This is a genomic window from Weissella sp. MSCH1 (assembly GCF_045799135.1).
Taxonomy (GTDB): Bacteria; Bacillota; Bacilli; order Lactobacillales; family Lactobacillaceae; genus Weissella.
Genome location: NZ_JBJMBA010000032.1, coordinates 34,500 through 51,511 on the forward strand (window position 1 = coordinate 34,500; position 17,012 = coordinate 51,511).

At 44.6% G+C, this 17,012-nt stretch carries 19 protein-coding genes; 16 read left to right on the forward strand and 3 right to left on the reverse strand.

Translation table 11 applies throughout. The features are described from left to right. The first annotated feature begins 7 nt into the window (after positions 1-7). From ACJ28U_RS03180 to ACJ28U_RS03220, 9 genes are all read left to right on the forward strand, one after another. Positions 8-166: a hypothetical protein gene (locus ACJ28U_RS03180; RefSeq protein ID WP_407618356.1), complete on the forward strand. Its 159-nt coding sequence runs from the start codon at positions 8-10 to the stop codon at positions 164-166. A gap of 125 nt (positions 167-291) precedes the next feature. Then, positions 292-1,083, forward strand: coding sequence for an SseB family protein (locus tag ACJ28U_RS03185; RefSeq protein WP_010371468.1), 792 nt, complete (start codon positions 292-294; stop codon positions 1,081-1,083). Positions 1,084-1,197: 114 nt separating this feature from the next. After that, a complete protein-coding gene (locus ACJ28U_RS03190; protein ID WP_010371466.1) occupies positions 1,198-2,211 on the forward strand; it encodes an NAD(P)/FAD-dependent oxidoreductase in 1,014 nt (337 codons plus the stop codon). 144 nt (positions 2,212-2,355) lie between these two features. Then, a complete protein-coding gene (locus tag ACJ28U_RS03195) occupies positions 2,356-2,685 on the forward strand; it encodes a hypothetical protein (RefSeq protein WP_063084071.1) in 330 nt (109 codons plus the stop codon). Positions 2,686-2,755: 70 nt separating this feature from the next. Then, the gene (gene gpmA, locus ACJ28U_RS03200; RefSeq protein ID WP_407618357.1) at positions 2,756-3,475 is read left to right on the forward strand and encodes a 2,3-diphosphoglycerate-dependent phosphoglycerate mutase; all 720 of its coding nucleotides are present in this window, start codon (positions 2,756-2,758) and stop codon (positions 3,473-3,475) included. Positions 3,476-3,638: 163 nt separating this feature from the next. Continuing rightward, the gene (locus ACJ28U_RS03205) at positions 3,639-4,115 is read left to right on the forward strand and encodes a glutathione peroxidase (protein ID WP_099088742.1); all 477 of its coding nucleotides are present in this window, start codon (positions 3,639-3,641) and stop codon (positions 4,113-4,115) included. A 71-nt stretch (positions 4,116-4,186) separates the two neighbouring features. After that, the gene (locus ACJ28U_RS03210) at positions 4,187-4,525 is read left to right on the forward strand and encodes a heavy metal-binding domain-containing protein (protein WP_010371450.1); all 339 of its coding nucleotides are present in this window, start codon (positions 4,187-4,189) and stop codon (positions 4,523-4,525) included. Positions 4,526-4,619: 94 nt separating this feature from the next. Continuing rightward, positions 4,620-5,480 (forward strand): aminotransferase class IV, encoded by an 861-nt coding sequence (locus tag ACJ28U_RS03215; RefSeq protein WP_407618358.1) that lies wholly within the window; start codon positions 4,620-4,622, stop codon positions 5,478-5,480. Positions 5,481-5,567: 87 nt separating this feature from the next. Then, entirely contained in the window at positions 5,568-6,407 is an 840-nt protein-coding gene (locus tag ACJ28U_RS03220) for a YitT family protein (protein ID WP_407618359.1), read from the forward strand. Positions 6,408-6,455: 48 nt separating this feature from the next. On the opposite strand, the gene ACJ28U_RS03225 is transcribed toward ACJ28U_RS03220, so the two are convergent. Together ACJ28U_RS03225 and ACJ28U_RS03230 are read right to left on the reverse strand one after the other, a co-directional pair. Continuing rightward, the gene (locus tag ACJ28U_RS03225; protein WP_407618360.1) at positions 6,456-7,487 is read right to left on the reverse strand and encodes an AI-2E family transporter; all 1,032 of its coding nucleotides are present in this window, start codon (positions 7,485-7,487) and stop codon (positions 6,456-6,458) included. A gap of 72 nt (positions 7,488-7,559) precedes the next feature. Continuing rightward, positions 7,560-7,889 (reverse strand): helix-turn-helix transcriptional regulator, encoded by a 330-nt coding sequence (locus ACJ28U_RS03230; protein WP_010371446.1) that lies wholly within the window; start codon positions 7,887-7,889, stop codon positions 7,560-7,562. A gap of 144 nt (positions 7,890-8,033) precedes the next feature. On the opposite strand from ACJ28U_RS03230, the gene ACJ28U_RS03235 reads away from it, so the two are divergent. The 7 genes from ACJ28U_RS03235 (at position 8,034) to ACJ28U_RS03265 (ending at position 15,439) form a co-directional block, all read left to right on the forward strand. After that, on the forward strand, positions 8,034-8,651 hold the full coding sequence (locus ACJ28U_RS03235; protein ID WP_099088746.1) for a hypothetical protein: 618 nt from the start codon (positions 8,034-8,036) through the stop codon (positions 8,649-8,651). A 39-nt stretch (positions 8,652-8,690) separates the two neighbouring features. After that, on the forward strand, positions 8,691-8,996 hold the full coding sequence (locus tag ACJ28U_RS03240; protein ID WP_407618361.1) for a hypothetical protein: 306 nt from the start codon (positions 8,691-8,693) through the stop codon (positions 8,994-8,996). A gap of 9 nt (positions 8,997-9,005) precedes the next feature. After that, positions 9,006-10,097 (forward strand): FAD-dependent oxidoreductase, encoded by a 1,092-nt coding sequence (locus ACJ28U_RS03245; RefSeq protein WP_407618362.1) that lies wholly within the window; start codon positions 9,006-9,008, stop codon positions 10,095-10,097. A gap of 389 nt (positions 10,098-10,486) precedes the next feature. Beyond that, the gene (locus ACJ28U_RS03250; RefSeq protein WP_010371428.1) at positions 10,487-11,566 is read left to right on the forward strand and encodes a BMP family protein; all 1,080 of its coding nucleotides are present in this window, start codon (positions 10,487-10,489) and stop codon (positions 11,564-11,566) included. Positions 11,567-11,788: 222 nt separating this feature from the next. Beyond that, entirely contained in the window at positions 11,789-13,339 is a 1,551-nt protein-coding gene (locus tag ACJ28U_RS03255; protein ID WP_085639564.1) for an ABC transporter ATP-binding protein, read from the forward strand. A 4-nt stretch (positions 13,340-13,343) separates the two neighbouring features. Next, complete coding sequence (locus tag ACJ28U_RS03260) at positions 13,344-14,480, forward strand: ABC transporter permease (RefSeq protein WP_172397630.1); 1,137 nt, start codon at positions 13,344-13,346, stop codon at positions 14,478-14,480. A 2-nt stretch (positions 14,481-14,482) separates the two neighbouring features. Next, a complete protein-coding gene (locus tag ACJ28U_RS03265) occupies positions 14,483-15,439 on the forward strand; it encodes an ABC transporter permease (RefSeq protein WP_099088750.1) in 957 nt (318 codons plus the stop codon). A gap of 61 nt (positions 15,440-15,500) precedes the next feature. Here ACJ28U_RS03265 and murF read toward each other — a convergent pair whose 3' ends face one another. Further along, positions 15,501-16,865 carry a UDP-N-acetylmuramoyl-tripeptide--D-alanyl-D-alanine ligase gene (murF, locus tag ACJ28U_RS03270; protein ID WP_407618363.1) on the reverse strand — a complete coding sequence of 455 codons (1,365 nt, stop codon included), beginning with the start codon at positions 16,863-16,865 and terminating at the stop codon, positions 15,501-15,503. Positions 16,866-17,012: the final 147 nt, after the last annotated feature.

The window sequence follows — 17,012 nt, forward strand, 5'->3', positions numbered from 1 at the left end:
GATTTACGTGATCCACACTGAAGGTGATCCAGAAGAAGCTAAGGCACAATTCTTTGCATTTGCAACGATTAACAATGCCCCAGCATTTTCAAATGTATTGAGCGTTGAAGAAATCGGTTACCCACGTGCAGCCGCCTTCACGCCAATTTACAACAAGGCTAACTAATTGATACAAAAACCGCATCCGCTTGAGATGCGGTTTTTTGTTAGCCATCGGATTTCACTGACAAAGGGGTGAATATCCGTTATACTTAGTAACAAATAACGAGAACTGATAGGGGTAGTACGACAATGGATAACCAAGAAGAAGTATTGCGTAACGACGAGCTTTTAGCTGCGTTGGAAGCTTTCCGCGAAGAACAAAATCCAGCTAATGAACAAGCATTTGTTCAAGGGCTTGTAGAGGCAGTTTTTGTTGCGCCAGTTAACTTCACTGAAGCACCAATTATTAAGGAAAACGGTGACGTTGAGATTCCAGAAGGATCAGAGATGCGCTTGTTGACGTTTGAGATGGAAAACGGCCACTCGGTATTCCCAATCTTTACGGATTTGGATGCCTTCAATGCCGGTCCAATTGACTCAGAAGATCCGGTACACCCTTGGGCGATGTCATTGGCTGATTACTTGCCATTGTTGCAAAACGATGATTCAGAGAATATTGAAGGTTTGGCCTTGAACCCATTCACGAATGGTATGCCAATCACTCGTGATAACCTGGCTTACATTGCCGGCATGGTGGCAGCGCAAGAAGGGGATGGCGATGCCGAGATGCAAATTGCATCTGCTGAAGACATCATTCCAACGCCATTGCGTTACGAATTGATTGGTTTAGCAGATGACGCCATGGGTGCAGTAGAGCACATGCACTTGTTGTGGTTGACGAATGGGGCGACAAACGCAGCTAATTATTTGTTGGTCGTGGATGGTCCTGACAAGGATGCATTCCAAGAATTATACCCACGTTTTGCTAAGGCGTTTGAAGAGAAGGCTGGCGAAGAAGGCAGTGCGGTCGATATTGTCGCGGCAGCTGATTTTGACGTGGATTTGTCAGAATTCACGAGTTTGTACGACCGGAATTTGTAATTGAAATGCCCCTGCTGGTTCCTTTATACCGTGCAGGGGATTTTTTGTTGGCGTATAATAACACTCGTAATTAAGAAAAATAATGAAACCGATAGAAACGGAACGGAAACAATCATGACGGAATTTAAGGATACAGATTTAACAATTATTGGTGCGGGACCAGTAGGAATGTTTGCCGCCTTTTACGCTGGTTTGCGTGAATTGGATGTTACAGTTATCGAAAGCTTGGAGAGTGTTGGTGGCCAAGTTGCTAACCTTTACCCACAAAAGACGATTTTGGATATCGCTGGTTATGTGAACACAACCGGTGCTGAGATTATCAAGGAATTGGACAAGCAAATGCGTCAATTCCCACAAGATTTGTATCTTGATACAACGGTTATTGATGTTCAGCCTAATGGGACTGAATTTGATATTACGACTGATAAGGGATCATTCCACACGAAGTCTGTGATTGTTGCAACCGGTAAGGGCGCATTTGAGCCACGCCGTTTGCCAGAAGCAGTTGAAAATGGTCTTGAAGGTCAAGGCATCCACTACTTCTTGAACGACGTTGAAGACTTCCGTGATCACCGCGTGCTGGTTGCTGGTGGTGGAGATTCAGCTGTTGATATGTCAACATTGTTGGATACAGTTGCAGCAGAGGTTCACTTGACGCACCGCCGTGATAAGTTCCGTGCGATGGAGCACGCTGTATCTGAGTTGCAAAAGTCACGCGTTGCTATTGAGACACCATATAACATCGAAACGGTTGAAAAGGCTGAAGATGGTTCATTGAATGTGACTTTGGCTAAGGTCCGTGAAGATGAAAAGAAGGTTTTGAATGTTGATGATTTGATGGTCAACTACGGCTTTACATCAGAGAACAAGATTGTTGCTGGCTGGACTGTCCAACCTGAAGTCGAACGTCAGAAGTTCACGGTTAGCCAAGAGATGGAAACGACGGTGCCAGGTTTGTTTGCGGTTGGTGATGTGGCCGAATACCCTGGTAAGGCGGAATTGATTGCAACTGGTTTTGGTGAAGTGCCAACGGCTGTGAACAGTATTATCAAGCGTATCTACCCAGATCGCCAAGGTCCTGTTCACTCATCAGGTTTGGTTATTGAGAATGGTGAAATCAAGCGCTAAAAGCTTGTTAATTGGTCTGTAATCCGGTATATTGGACGTAACAATTAAAACGATTTTTAACAGAGGTATCGCAACTATGCGGTACCTCTGTTGTCGTATTAGGGGAAATGTTACCAATGTTAACCAATTAACGGAGGAATCAAAATGGATGAAAAGTACGTCACAAAATTAGAGTTTCAAGCATTTCGCGATGGTGAGTTTGAAGCACTACGCTCGGATGTTCGTGAGCTACAGGTCGATGTACGTGAACTCCAAGTCGATGTGCGTGAGTTGCAAGTAGAGTTTGTCAGTTTTCGTGAAGAAGTTCGAGGTGAATTAAAGGCGGTTAATTTGCGAATTGATCACCTGACTGACAAGGTAGATTCGTTGAGTAAAAGTGTCGATAAGTCAATGCGCGTGATGATGTGGATTGCCGGTGTGTATGCGGTGCCTATGATGTTTATGCTAGTCAAGATTCTGGTGGGGACTAATTAATCACTACTAATTATGCTGAAATTTTGTTACAATAGTAACGAAATATTCTAATACAAAAGAGGTATCACCAATGGCAAAGTTGGTTTTGATCCGTCACGGTCAAAGTGAATGGAACGCATTGAACTTGTTCAATGGTTGGGTAGACACGAAGTTGAGCGACAAGGGTATTGCCCAAGCTCGTACTGCAGGTGAATTGTTGGCTAAGGAAGGCATCCAATTCGACCAAGCATACACGTCAGTTTTGACGCGTGCGATCACGACATTGCACTACGCTTTGGAAGAAGCTGGTCAATTGTGGATTCCTGAAATGAAGTCATGGCGTTTGAACGAGCGTCACTACGGTGCTTTGCAAGGTTTGAACAAGGCCGACGCCGCTGAAAAGTGGGGCGACGAGCAAGTTTTGCAATGGCGTCGTTCATACGACGTTTTGCCTCCATTGCTAGAAGAGCAAACGGAGACTGTTGAAGTTTTGGGTAAGGAATACCCAGCCTTCGACCGTCGTTACGCTGATGTACCTGAAGGTGAATTGCCATTCGGCGAAAACTTAAAGGTTACTTTGGAACGTGTATTGCCATTCTGGGAGTCAAACATCTCAAAGGACTTGGCAGCAGGTAAGAACGTTGTGATTGCCGCCCACGGTAACTCATTGCGTGCCTTGGTAAAGCACATCGAAGGTATCTCAGATGATGATATCTTGGGTGTTGAAATCGCTAACGGTGAGCCTTTGGTATACGACTTGGCAGATGGTTTGTCAGTTGTTTCAAAGAAGGTTTTGAAGCCAGAAGCTTAATAAGTAATTGAAAAAGACGCTATCGACAGTGATGTTGATGGCGTCTTTTTTTAATCTACATTATTTAATAATGGCGCCAAAAATATAATAAATCTGCCAAAGGAAAACGGTTACAATAATTGTAGAAGCGATTGCACAGGAATGATTATATGGGGGAAATAATATGACGACTGTTTACGATTTTAAAGAACGTACCCAAGGGGGCCAAGAACTAGACTTGCAACAATTTGCAGGGGACGTGATGGTGATTGTTAATACGGCAAGCAAGTGTGGACTAGCACCGCAATTAACAGAGCTCCAAGCGCTGTATGATCAATATCAGGATGAAGGCTTTACGATTATTGGTTGCCCATCTAATCAATTCAAACAAGAATTGGATGATGCTTCTGAAATTGGCGCATTTTGCCAAAAAAATTATGGCGTCACATTTCCAATGACAGAAATGATGGCAGTTAACGGGGATGAGACAGCACCGTTGTTCGACTACTTGAAGGCTGAGTCTGGTCACGGTCGTATCAAGTGGAATTACACGAAATTTTTGGTTGGACGCGATGGCCAACTCATCGCACGCTATGCGCCGACGACAGCGCCAAGCAAGATGGTTAAGGATATTGAACGTGCGCTCGCGGCTACAAAGTAAATAGCTATTACCAGTTAAAACATAACATTTCGGGTATAATCAAGTCATGACACCAAGGGGGATAAACAAACATGGCAAATGCAAATGATATTATCATTGCGACGACAGAAAATATTGCGGGTTATGAAGTGGTGGAAACACTAGGTGAGGTCTTCGGCCTAACGACACGTTCAAAGAACGTTGTTGCAGATATTGGAGCGGGTTTAAAGACCATCGTGGGTGGTGAAATCAAAGCCTATACGTCATTGCTTGAAGAGACACGTAATTCATCTTTGGAACGGTTACGTGATAACGCGGCTAAAATGGGTGCCGATGCAGTGATTATGATGCGTTTTGATTCAGGATCAATGGGTGCTGATATGAACATGGTGGCTGCTTACGGTACGGCTGTTAAGTTGCAAAAGAAATAGTTAATGAACGTCCGAATGCTAATTGCACTTCGGGCGTTTTTTGTGCGCAAAAAGGTGCTATTATGAGTAAAAGATTAGGAACGGTGGGGATAGTATGGAAACTGTAGCTTACTATAACGGTAAGATATCGGAAATCGATGACATGATGATTCCGATGACTGACCGTGGTTTTACGTTTGGTGATGGTGTTTACGATGCGACCATGGCGCGCAATCAAAAGATTTTTGCGTTAGATGAGCACTTATATCGTTTTTGGCGGAGTATGACTGCAGTGATGATAACGCCTAACTTTACGCGTGAAGAGTTAACCAACATTTTGAATGATTTACTCACCAACGTGACAGGGGAAGCTTATATGATTTATTGGCAGGTAACCCGAGGAACGGGGCGACGTAGCCATAGTTTCCCACTGGATGCGACGCCTAATTTGGCAGTGATGATAACGCCTATGTCGTTAGATCGGGGCAAACAAGAACGTCCATACCGTTTACGGACCGAATTGGATATTCGCTCAGGGCTAACGCATGTGAAGACGATTAACTTACTACCGAATGTGCTTGCCGCGCAGCGGGCGATGCAAGAATCGGTTGATGAAACTGTTTTTTACCGGATGACTGAGGACGGTGACACCCGAGTGACTGAAGGTTCTAAAACGAATGTCCATATGATTAAGGCGGGCAAGCTAATTACGGCACCAACGGATAAGTTGATTTTACCGGGCATTGCTCGGCAACATTTATTGCAGGCCGCCCGTTCATTGGGGATGCCAGTTGAGGAACGCGCCTTCACGGTGGCGGAGTTAAAAACGGCTGACGAGGTGTTCATCACGAGTTCAACGATGATGGCTGGTCGGGTTGTCTCTATCGACGGTGAGTCAGTTGGGCAACGTGATGAAGCGCATTTTTTGCCGCTCCGAACGCAACTGGTAGATGAATGGTATGCCGAAACGGAATGAATTCACACAAGTGTCATACATGAAATATCGTTAAATGGTATGCTAGAAAGGTAACAGATATACATTTCCAACCCAAAGGAGACCCATATGCCGAGAAGACTGAGTCAACAGGGCTGGTTTCGAGTGCTCATGCTTGTGATTACGCTTGAAATTATTGCACTATCTATTAACTTTTTCTATGCCCCGATTAACGTTGCTGCTGGTGGCGCAACCGGGGTCGCCATTTTGCTGGATGCTGCGTTTGGTATTAACCGAGCGCTAACGGTGTTGGTCATTAATATTGCCATGATTATTTTAGCCGCGATTTTCTTAGATAAAAGTACGGTGCGAAATATTGCATTTGGTAGCTTTTTATTACCGGTATTAATGTACATTACGCCTAGTCATCGGCTTGTTGAAGATGCGGTACTAGCGGTCATTATTGGTGGCGCTGTTTTTGCATCGGGCATCGCCATTTTATACCGGCTTGAAGCGTCAAGTGGTGGTACAACCGTACCGCCAATGATTTTGAAAAAGTATTTTAAAATTAATTCCGCTTTGTCATTGTTAGCTATTGATATGGTAGTGACTTTGTTTAATTTGTTGGTTTCAGGCACCAATGCGTTCTTTTTGGCTGCCTTTTCATTGGTCATTACGTCGATTGTGATGCGTTATATTGAGACTGGGCTTGATTTAAAGCACCAGGTAACGATTATGAGTAATGAACGATTGGCTGACATTCAAACGATGTTGCTCCAAGAAGATCAGAGTTTAACCGTCTTTGATGTACGTGGTGGCTACACTGATAACAACAAAGAAATGCTTATGGTAATGGTGGATAACGCGAATTACGGTCGTATGTTACGCCGCGTGCATGATATTGACCAGAATGCGTTTATTGTGACGACCAATGTCCACGAGGTTCATGGTGGCACATTTGGTATTTAATCATAACTAATCAAAAAAGCAGCGCAAATTGATGCGCTGCTTTTTTGATTATTCAGATTTTGCACTACGGGTAATGTTAGCATCTTGCACGCCAAGGACGCTCAAGATAAAGGCGACGATTGGGACACCAATAATCAAGCCCCAGGCGCCAAGCAGATGCTCCATCACGATGATTGTTGCAAATGTGAAGAACACTGGTAACTCTGTTCGGCTAGCCATCAAACGTGGGTGTAAAAAATAAGATTCAAACATGTGAATAACAGCGATTAGAATCCAGACCTCAATCATGCCGATCCAGCCGAGAGCTGCGAAAGCCATAACACTGAGCGGTAGTAGTGAGATAATCACACCGGCAATTGGAATTAAGCCTAGGATGAAAATCATCAACCCCATTACCAAGACACTTGGCACGCCCAGAATGCTCAAACCGATCATCATTAAGATTGTGTTGATGAAGGCGATTAGTAATTGGACCTCGATGACGCTACCTAAAATGAGAACGAACGTGCTACCAAGTTCATAGACATTCTTGAAAAACTTAGGGTAGCTTGAGTGGAGAAATTGTGATCCAAAGACGCGTAGGCGTTGCCAAGTCAATGCCAGCACGAAGCTCAAGAAAATCGATAGGATGATTTGTGAGAATGCGGTCACGACAGTGCTGATAGTATCCCATCCGCTAGCCAAAAGGGATTTCCAATTTTTTGAAAATTCACTCAGCAGGTCTAGCTTTTGATAGGTTTCATTGAAGTACTGCTTAATGACGGGATACTCTTTGATGAGCTTGTTGACCTCGTTGGGGATGACGGCAAATTGATCGACCAAAGCTGGTACGATGTAGACAAATGCCATCACAACCACGAAGATACTCAATAGGTACACGATTAACACTGAGAATCCGTAGGGGATTTTAGTCCACCGTTGGACGTTATTAGCACCCTTGACAGCGAGATAGCCGAGAATGGCGGTTAGCAACAAGATGCTGATAAGGTCATGGACAATAAACAATAAGAGCACGATAAAGGCCAGGGCGATATACCGCTGGACATCATTGCGCAAAATAAACGCTTTGACTTCTTTCATTGTTACTTCCTTTTTGTGGTTTCTACTATTATAGTCACAAATCACAAAAAAAGCGCAACCCATGGCTACGCTTTAAATGTCATTATGATTGCGGTGAAGGCGCACGTGATTAGCGTGATCAAGCAAATCTTGGAGCAATTCCATCATGTGCGGGTCAGTTAAAGCGTATGTGATAGTGCGACCTTCTCGAGTGGCAGAAATCATCTGATACTCACGTAAAGCTGATAATTGGTGTGACACCCGGGATTGTTCAGCATGCAAAGCAGTCATGATTTCAGTGACAGTAGCAGCACCGTTTTCCTGCAATAGGCAAAGAATTTGCAGACGCAAATCATTGGCGAGGAGTTTGGCGATTTTGAGAGCCTCTTGCTCTTTTAAAAATATTTCTTCTGATAATTCCATACTTCATAGTTTACCGCATTCGTTCGTAAAAATGCACACATTAAAAGTAAGCGAAAGAAGCCGTTATGGTGGTTTTTGTTAAATAAACCCGCTATACTACCTTATAGTATGTTGAATTATAGTGAGATGAGGATTGTTTGAGTTATGGATGGCAATAACGAAAAGCTTGTTTTGCTGGAGCACTTGCGCCAGCTGAATGATACGCTTACCCGATTGTCAGCACGGCGCCGACGGCTGCGTGCTGAACGTCGCGTTCGTTTGGGCCAACTCAAGAATACAGTGACGTTTATTCTCTCATTCGTGTTGACGGCGCTTGCAGCTGTTTTGGCATTTTTTGGCTTGCCATTCTTGCCAATTGATAAGATTATAGCCTATGTTGTGGGAACTGCGGTGGCGTTCTTTACGACGCTGTACTTATTGATTTATTACTCAATTTTGAATCGTGATCGTTTTTCACGACAGAAGTGGGTCAAAAAGCGGTTACAACCGGTTGATACGAAAATTTCACGCATGGATACAGAAATTCGGTCATTATTATCAGCGCCATTTTTGGACGCGATACCATTGGACGCGCGCTTAATTGATAAGCAATTATTGGCAGAAGCGCACGAGATGGTTGTGGCTGAACCTGAAATTTCATGGGTTGAGATTGAACGTCGCTTGGATACGCAATTGATGTTGCAACGTACACGTCGTCAATCATTGTTTGCGTCAGAGTGGTTCCGATTGTTTGGGGCAAGTTTCCCCGAAAAGCGTGTTTAAGTTAATAGGTAGAATTGGTTAAAAGGGAAGATATTAAGTATGAAAATTGTTGTGATTGGAGGCGCGCACGCTGGCTTATCGGCCGTCAATGCGTTCCGTCAAGTGAATGAAACAGATGAAGTTGTCATCTTAGAAAAGAATTTACGCGAACGACCATTTATTTCGGCGGGAATCAAGTTGGCGTTGAATGGCCGCGTGACAAGTGCTGAACAAGTGAATTTTGAGCATTTTGAGGGTCAACCCAATACAACATATCGCTCAGGCGTTTTAGTTGAACGAGTTGATGCCGCAACTAAGAAAGTTTATGCTCGTACCATTGATAATGGTTCAATTATCGAGGAATAATACGATAAGTTGATTTATGCCTTGGGGTCATCAGCACGCGTACCATCATTTGTGGGGGCTGATTTGGACCGGGTTGTCTTCGTGAAAGACGAGCAAGATGCCGTGGATATCAATAAGTTTGCTAAGGGTTTCCGCAAGCGGGCCTTGGTTTACGGTGGTGGACCAGTTTCAACTGAATTGGCGGCCGCGTTGGCGCATTCAGGGGTTCATGTCACATTTGTGACCCGCTCAAAGCGTTTAATGACGCGCTACTTTGACCAAGCAATTCAAGAGGACTTGGAAAAGACGTTGACTGATAACAAGGTTGTCTTGCGCAAGGGCCAAGAAGTCGTTTCAGTTGATAATCAAGGTAAGAAGATTGAAGTTAACTTTAACAATGGTACGTCGGAAGTGTTCGACTTCATGGCCATCGCGGCCGGTTTGCAGCCTAATACGATGTTGTTAGCTGGTCAGGTCGATATGCGTGAAAACGGCGCGATTGTGGTCGACGACACAATGAAGTCATCAAACCCTGATATTTACGCTATCGGTGATTCGGCTGTGGTTGATGGTAAGTTTGATCAATACTTCCCATTGATGTCAGCTGCATTGAAGATGGGCCGCGTGGCTGGTTATGCGGTGGCTGGCTTGGACGTTAAGATCCAACCAATCTTGCGTACAATCGGATTCTCGGTTTTTGATCGCTTCTTCTATAAGACAGGGTTGACCGTTGAAGCAGCGAAGGAGCGTATCGGTGATCACATCGAGCGTCTCGATATTCACACGCCCGCCACAATTCATGCGTTGGGTGAACAAACGGACATTGTGGCATCGCTGATTTATGACTATGAGTCAGGCATCGTGTATGGTGCGCAAATTTCAACTAACGCGCCAGCGGCAGCTGAAGTGATTACCACATTGTCACACGCAGTTTCTTCAGGGCTAACGGTTACAGAATTAGCATTCCTGGACACGTACTTCGAATCAGAAATCAATTTGCCATACTCAGTGGCAAACCGATTGGGTGAGATGGGTGTAATCGCTGAAGCCAAGCGTGCGGCTGGTAAAGCTATCGATCATAACACTGTTGATGGTGACGATAACTTGAATGGGTTTCAGTAAAGTGAACTTCAAATAACATTAACGATAAAAAGCTATCTCGCGTTGCGTATACGTGAGATAGTTTTTTTGTAATTAAATTGTAAAGAAGAAATTGTGACGAAAATAAGTCATTTAACCAATGGATAATTTAAAAGTAAAACGTTTTTACCAAAAACGTTTTATTAATTTTTGGATTTATCGTTCGTGTATTTTGTGTATAATGGTCCCGAAATGAGGTAAAACGTTTAACTTTTTGGGGTGTAAACGAACGAAATTCACACTTTGTTCATTGTTTTTATTAAAAGAACCTTATATACTAATCACAGCAAGTCAGGTTAACAGTTAAACGTTTTGTTAACCAAGCGATTAAACTAGGAACATACAGTTTGTTACTTTGGAGGATATGAGAAATGGTTTCACGTCGTAATTTGATTATTGGTGGTGTCGTTGTTGTTGCTGCTGTGGGTATTGGGGCCGCAGTCGCCGGAAACAACGGATCAGATTCAAACAAGAAGAATTTCTCAGTAGCGATGGTTACTGACGTTGGTGGTGTCGACGATAAGTCATTTAACGAGTCAGCTTGGAATGGTGTGAAAGCTTGGGGAAAGTCACACGATTTGAAGAAGGGTGCAAATGGTTATGACTACTTTGCATCAAAGACAAATGCTGATTTTGCGACGAATTTCCAACAAGGTGTATCAGCAAAGTACAGCATGTTGATTGGTGTGGGCTACGCGACGAATGATGCATTGGTTGCATCAGCTAAGCAAAACCCAAAGACTGACTACGTGTTGGTCGACGACGTGGCATCAAAGCAATATAAGAACATCGCTTCATTGACGTTTAAGCAACAAGAAGCATCATATCTAGCTGGTGTTGCTGCGGCAACGAAGGCCAAGGAGTTGGGTGACAGCAAGGTTGGGTTCATCGGTGGTATGAATTCAGCGGTTATTCAATCATTTGAGGCGGGTTACATCGCCGGTGTAAAGTCAGTTGACCCAAATATGAAGGTTGATGCCCAATTTGCGGAGTCATTTACTGATACGGCTAAGGCTAAGACAATCGCTAGCGCCATTTACACGTCAGGCGCACACGTTATCTTCCAAGCTGCTGGCCCTGCAGGTAACGCTGTGTTTACGGCTGCCAAGGACATTAACACGGGATTGAATGCTGGTTCAAAGGATAAGGCTTGGGTCATCGGTGTTGATATGGATCAAAACGACCAAGGTAACTACAAGACGAAGGATGGCAAGAGCGACAACTTCACATTGACGTCAGCAATTAAGGAAATTGCTAGCTCAATCGAAAAGGTTGCTAACCAATCAATGGACGGTAAGTTCCCTGGTGGTAAGACGACGACTTACGGTTTGAAGGATGGCGGTGTCGCAATCACAAAGAAGAACTTGGATGCTGAAGAGAAGTCTGCAGTTGAGAAGGCCGAAAAGGCAATCAAGTCTGGTGATGTGACTGTGCCAAGCACAATGAAGTAAAACGTTTAAAAAACGAACTTAAAACAGGACATTTGAACGAACGTCCTGTTTTTATGTGTTGAAAAATTCTAGTTAATCGATTTTTGTATTACAACCATGTTAATAGACGAATAATAACGATTGCATAGACTAGAAAATTTAGTAAAAAGTAGGTAAAATATACCTATTACGTCATAGTCTTGATGAAGATGTGACGAGAAAAATGTCTGGGAGAAATGTGCTATGGCAGATCAGCCAATCGTGCTAGAAATGCGCGACATTGTGAAGCAATTTGGTGAATTCCGTGCGAATGATCAAATTAATTTGCAAGTGAAGCGAGGCCAAATTCATGCCTTGTTAGGGGAAAACGGAGCTGGAAAGTCAACGCTGATGAATCAATTGTCAGGGTTACTACAACCGACTGCCGGCGATATTTTGATTAACGGTCAAAAGGTTATTGTTGATAGCCCTTCCAAAGCCGCTGAATTAGGAATCGGAATGGTGCACCAACACTTTATGTTGATTGATGCATTTACAGTTACAGAAAACATTATTTTGGGCTCAGAGCCCGTTAATGGGTTGAAGTTAAATACGAAAGCTGCCGCGACTGAAATTAAAAAGTTATCTGAACAATATGGGCTGGATGTTGATCCGAACGCCTTGGCAGGGGACATTTCGGTCGGTATGCAACAACGTGTAGAAATTTTGAAGACGTTGTACCGTGGCGCTGATATTTTGATTTTTGATGAGCCAACAGCCGTGTTGACGCCCCAAGAAATTGATGAGTTGATGACGATTTTGAAGGGCTTAGCCGCTGAAGGTAAGTCAGTCATTTTGATTACGCACAAGCTTGATGAAATCAAGGCGGTGGCTGACCAAGTGACGGTTATCCGTCGAGGAAAGTCAATTGACTCATTCCCTGTTGCTGGTGTGTCATCACAAGAACTGGCTGATATCATGGTTGGTCGCTCAGTATCACTCTTCTCAACTGAAAAGGAGCCTGCTCACCCAACTGACACGATTTTGTCTGTGTCGGATTTGACGGTTAAGGACGCTCGTGGTGTTGAAGTTGTGAAAAACTTGAGCTTGGATTTCCGCGCTGGTGAAGTTGTGGGTATCGCGGGTATTGATGGTAACGGACAATCAGAATTTATTTCTGCTTTGACTGGATTAATGCCATCAGCGTCAGGTAAAGTGACACTTAAGGGTAAGGATATTACCAATAAGAAGCCTCGCCAAATCACCGAGAGTGGTGTTGGTCACATTCCAGAAGACCGTCACCGTTTTGGGTTGGAATTGGATATGACGCTGGCTGAGAACATTGCGCTACAAACGTACTACAAGGCACCGATGTCAAAGGCGGGTGTGCTGGATTATGACAAAATCAATGCCCACGCTCGTGAGTTGATTGAAAAGTTCGACGTTCGTACAGTGAACGAATTAGTGCCGGCTAGTGCTTTGTCAGGTGGTAACCAACAAAAGGCAATTATCGCTCGTGAGTTGGACCGTGATGCTGATTTCGTAATCGCGGCTCAGCCAACGCGTGGTTTGGACGTTGGTGCAATTGAATATATTCACCAGCAACTCATTAATCAACGTGATGCTGGTAAAGCTGTCATGTTGGTTAGCTTTGAATTGGACGAAATTTTGAATGTCGCTGACCGCATCGCCGTTATTTCACATGGTGAGATTACAGGTGTCGTTGACGCAAATGAAACGTCAAAGAATGAGCTTGGATTGTTGATGGCAGGAATGTCATTGGCTGAAGCGCGTGCGCAATTAGCGGGGGAGTAGACTGGTGAATAAAATTAATTCATACGGTACAGGTCTCGTTGCAGGCCTGGCTGTCTTCTTTGGATTGATGGTCGGTGCGATCATCATGTTGGTCTCTGGGTTTAATCCAGTGACTGGTTATGTGAGCTTGGTGCAATCCGCACTTGGGTCATCATTGAATATCGGTGAAGTGTTGCGATCAATGACACCGCTGATTCTAACGGCAGCTGGTTTCTTGGTTGCGCAATCAGCTGGTTTCTTCAACATCGGACTTGCTGGTCAAGTTTGGGTTGGTTGGATTGCATCAACGTGGTTTGTGTTGGTTAACCAATCAATGACACCATGGTTGTCAATTCCGTTGGCAGTTATCATCGGAGCCCTTGCTGGTGCTTTGATGGGTGCCTTGCCAGGGTGGCTGCGAGCCCAGTTTGGTGCATCGGAAGTTATTACAACAATCATGTTGAATTACATTGCTTTATATGGTGGAAACGCCTTTGTGCAAGGGTTGCCTAAGAAGTTGATGACGACAACTGATATGACAGTTACGTTACCAACGGAAGATTCACTACGTTGGGACTTGCTTGCGAACTTAACGGGTGGGTCACGTTTGAACATTGGGTTTATCATTGCGATTGTGGCGCTGGTAGCCATTTGGTTCATTATGAAGCGGACAACGCTTGGTTTTGAAATCCGTGCGGTTGGTTTGAACCCCGACGCAGCTCGTTATGCGGGGATGTCGGCAAAGCGCACAGCAGTGACAGCCATGACGATTTCCGGCTTGTTAGCTGGGTTAGCTGGTGCAACTGAAGGTTTGGGAACGTACTTGAACATCTTCTCGCAAACTGGTGCACCACAAGTTGGATACGATGGTATGGCGGTTGCCTTGTTGGCATCAGGTTCATTCTTGGGTATCTTCTTTGCTGCCTTGTTGTTCTCTATTTTGTCTGTTGGTGGATTAGGAATGCCATTGGCTTCTGGTGTCCCAACTGAATTGGTTTCTGTTGTGACAGCATCAATTATCTTCTTTATCGGTGCGAACTACTTGATTCGTTTGATTTTGGTTAAGATCGATGAAGATGATGCAAAGCAAAAAGCCAAGAAATTGGCCGGCCCTCAGAAAAAGGGTCGTAAAGACAAGAAAGTAGAGAAGGAGGCAGAGTAACCATGAGTTTGGAAACGATCTTGCAATTGGTGATTTCAAGTACGTTGGTTTACTCAGCGCCTTTGATTTTCACTGCATTAGGGGGTACGTTCTCAGAACGTGCTGGAGTTGTTAACGTTGGGTTAGAAGGAACCATGATTATGGGCGCTTTTGCCGGCGTTGTCTTTAATTTAACGTTTGCAAGCCAATTTGGGGCTTTGACGCCATGGCTTGGTTTGATTGCTGGTGCAGTCATTGGCTTGATTTTCTCATTGCTACACGCGGTCGCAACGGTGACTTTGCGTGCTGACCACATTGTGTCAGGTACGGTGATGAACTTGATGGCCCCAGCTTTGGGTGTTTACTTGATTAAGTTGATGTACGGTAAGGGTCAAACATCAATGATTGCTGAAAACTTTGGTTACTGGAATGTACCTGGTTTGGCAAAGATCCCAGTTATCGGCACAATCTTCTTCACGAAGACTTCTGCCACAGCGTGGGTTGCGATTATCGTAGCCTTTGTAGCTTCATGGGTATTGTTTAAGACCCGCTTTGGGTTGCGCTTGCGTTCAGTTGGTGAAAACCCACAAGCTGCGGATACGCTTGGTTTGAATGTTTATGCTTTGCGTTATACCGGTGTGCTGATTTCAGGTGTCCTTGGTGGAATTGGTGGGGCGTTGTTCGCCCAATCAATCGCGGGTAACTTCTCAGCATCAACAATTGTTGGACAAGGATTTATGTCGATGGCGGCCATGATTTTTGGTCGTTGGAATCCAGTTGGTGCCATGGCGGCCGCGTTGTTCTTCGGCTTCTCACAATCAATGGCGATCGTCGGTGCACAATTGCCATTGTTGAACCAAGTGCCAGCGGTTTACCTACAAGTTGCGCCATACGTCTTCACGGTTTTGATTTTGGTTGTCTTCTTCGCCAAGTCAAAGGCCCCAGCGGCAGACGGTGTGAACTATATTAAGTCAGTCTAATGACAATAATAAAAAGCGATGCGACATTCGAATGTCTGCATCGCTTTTTATTATTGTTGGATTAAACCAAGGCAGTTACCACTTCTTCAAGGTGAATGCCATGTGACCCTTTCAGCAGGACCGCATCATCAGCCGTTAAATCAGCTTGGAGATCAGCAATCAGGGTTGCTTTGTCATCTTTGCTGTAGCGTTTAACGGTACCAGCTGGGTAGTTAGTCTTTAAGGCATCTTCGAGGCTGGCCATGATGTCACCCACGAGGTAAACGTGTTGAATCGTTGTTGGATCAAGCTTTTCAGCGAGACTGGCATGTAAGTCCGGACCAGCTTCACCAAGTTCGAGCATATCACCCAAAACAGCAATACGGCGGCCTGCGACAGGTGTCTCAGCAAAGAAGTGCAAGACCTCCTTAGCAGCAGTTGGATTTGAGTTGTAAACATCAGACAAAATCTTACCGCCAAAATTACCAGCTAACCATTCAGTACGGTTTTCAGTGATTGGGGCTTCGGCAAGGGCTTGTGCAATCTTGTCGTCTGAAATTCCCAACAAGATGCCGACTGAAATGGCGGCCAAGGCGTTAGAAACGTTGTAGCGACCTGTCAATGGAATGTGATAAGTCATTGCTGATTTATCCGTTTGGAAAGTTGCACCGACGGGATTCATAGCAATTGTTGACGCATACAAATCGTTGTCAGTATTGAGGCCAAAGGTGGCGGTGTGTAAGAAGGCATGCTGACCTGCACGCTCACGAAGCAATGGTTCGTCACCGTTGTACACAAGGACGCCATTAGATTGCAACCCAGCAATGATTTCCATCTTACCGTCAGCGATGCGTTCACGTGTTTTGAAGAATTCAATGTGGGCCTCACCAATCATCGTCAAGACGGCGATGTCGGGGTGGACCATTTCAGAAAGGAAGGTTAAGTCGCCCGGACGATCCATCCCAAATTCGATGACTAACAATTCAGTATCTGCGGGCATCGATAGGATGGTCGTAGGGACGCCGATTTCGTTGTTGAAGTTGGCTGGCGTTTTGACGGTTTTGAATGTCGAGGCGCCGATTGCAGCAACAAAATCTTTTGTCGTTGTCTTACCGTTTGAACCTGAAATCGCAACAACTTTTGGTTGAACTTGCTTTAAGTAGTAGACGGCTAATTGTTGGAAGGCCACGAGGGTATCGGCCACGACCAATGTTGGCACGTCAGTTGGTACGTTAGGGTGGTCAGCTTGCCATAAGGTAACTGTGGCACCATTAGCAACAGCGCTAGCAACGTAATCGTGACCGTCATTTGCAGCAACAAGGGGGACGAATAAACTACCGGCCTCAGCTTTACGTGAGTCGAATGTGGTACTGGTAACAGCGACATCGGCCGCGTTGATAATTTCCGCGTTGATGGCCGTTGCCATTTCTTGCAATGTCAGTTTCATAGGTAATAATGTCCTTTATTTTTTGTCACCCCTATTTTACGCTGGAAAGCAAACTGGGGTCAATTTAAGGCGGATTTTGTTGTATACTATTAAAGATACATATTTAAGAATTAAAGCGAGTATGCGCAAGTAAAATAAGAGGTGGAA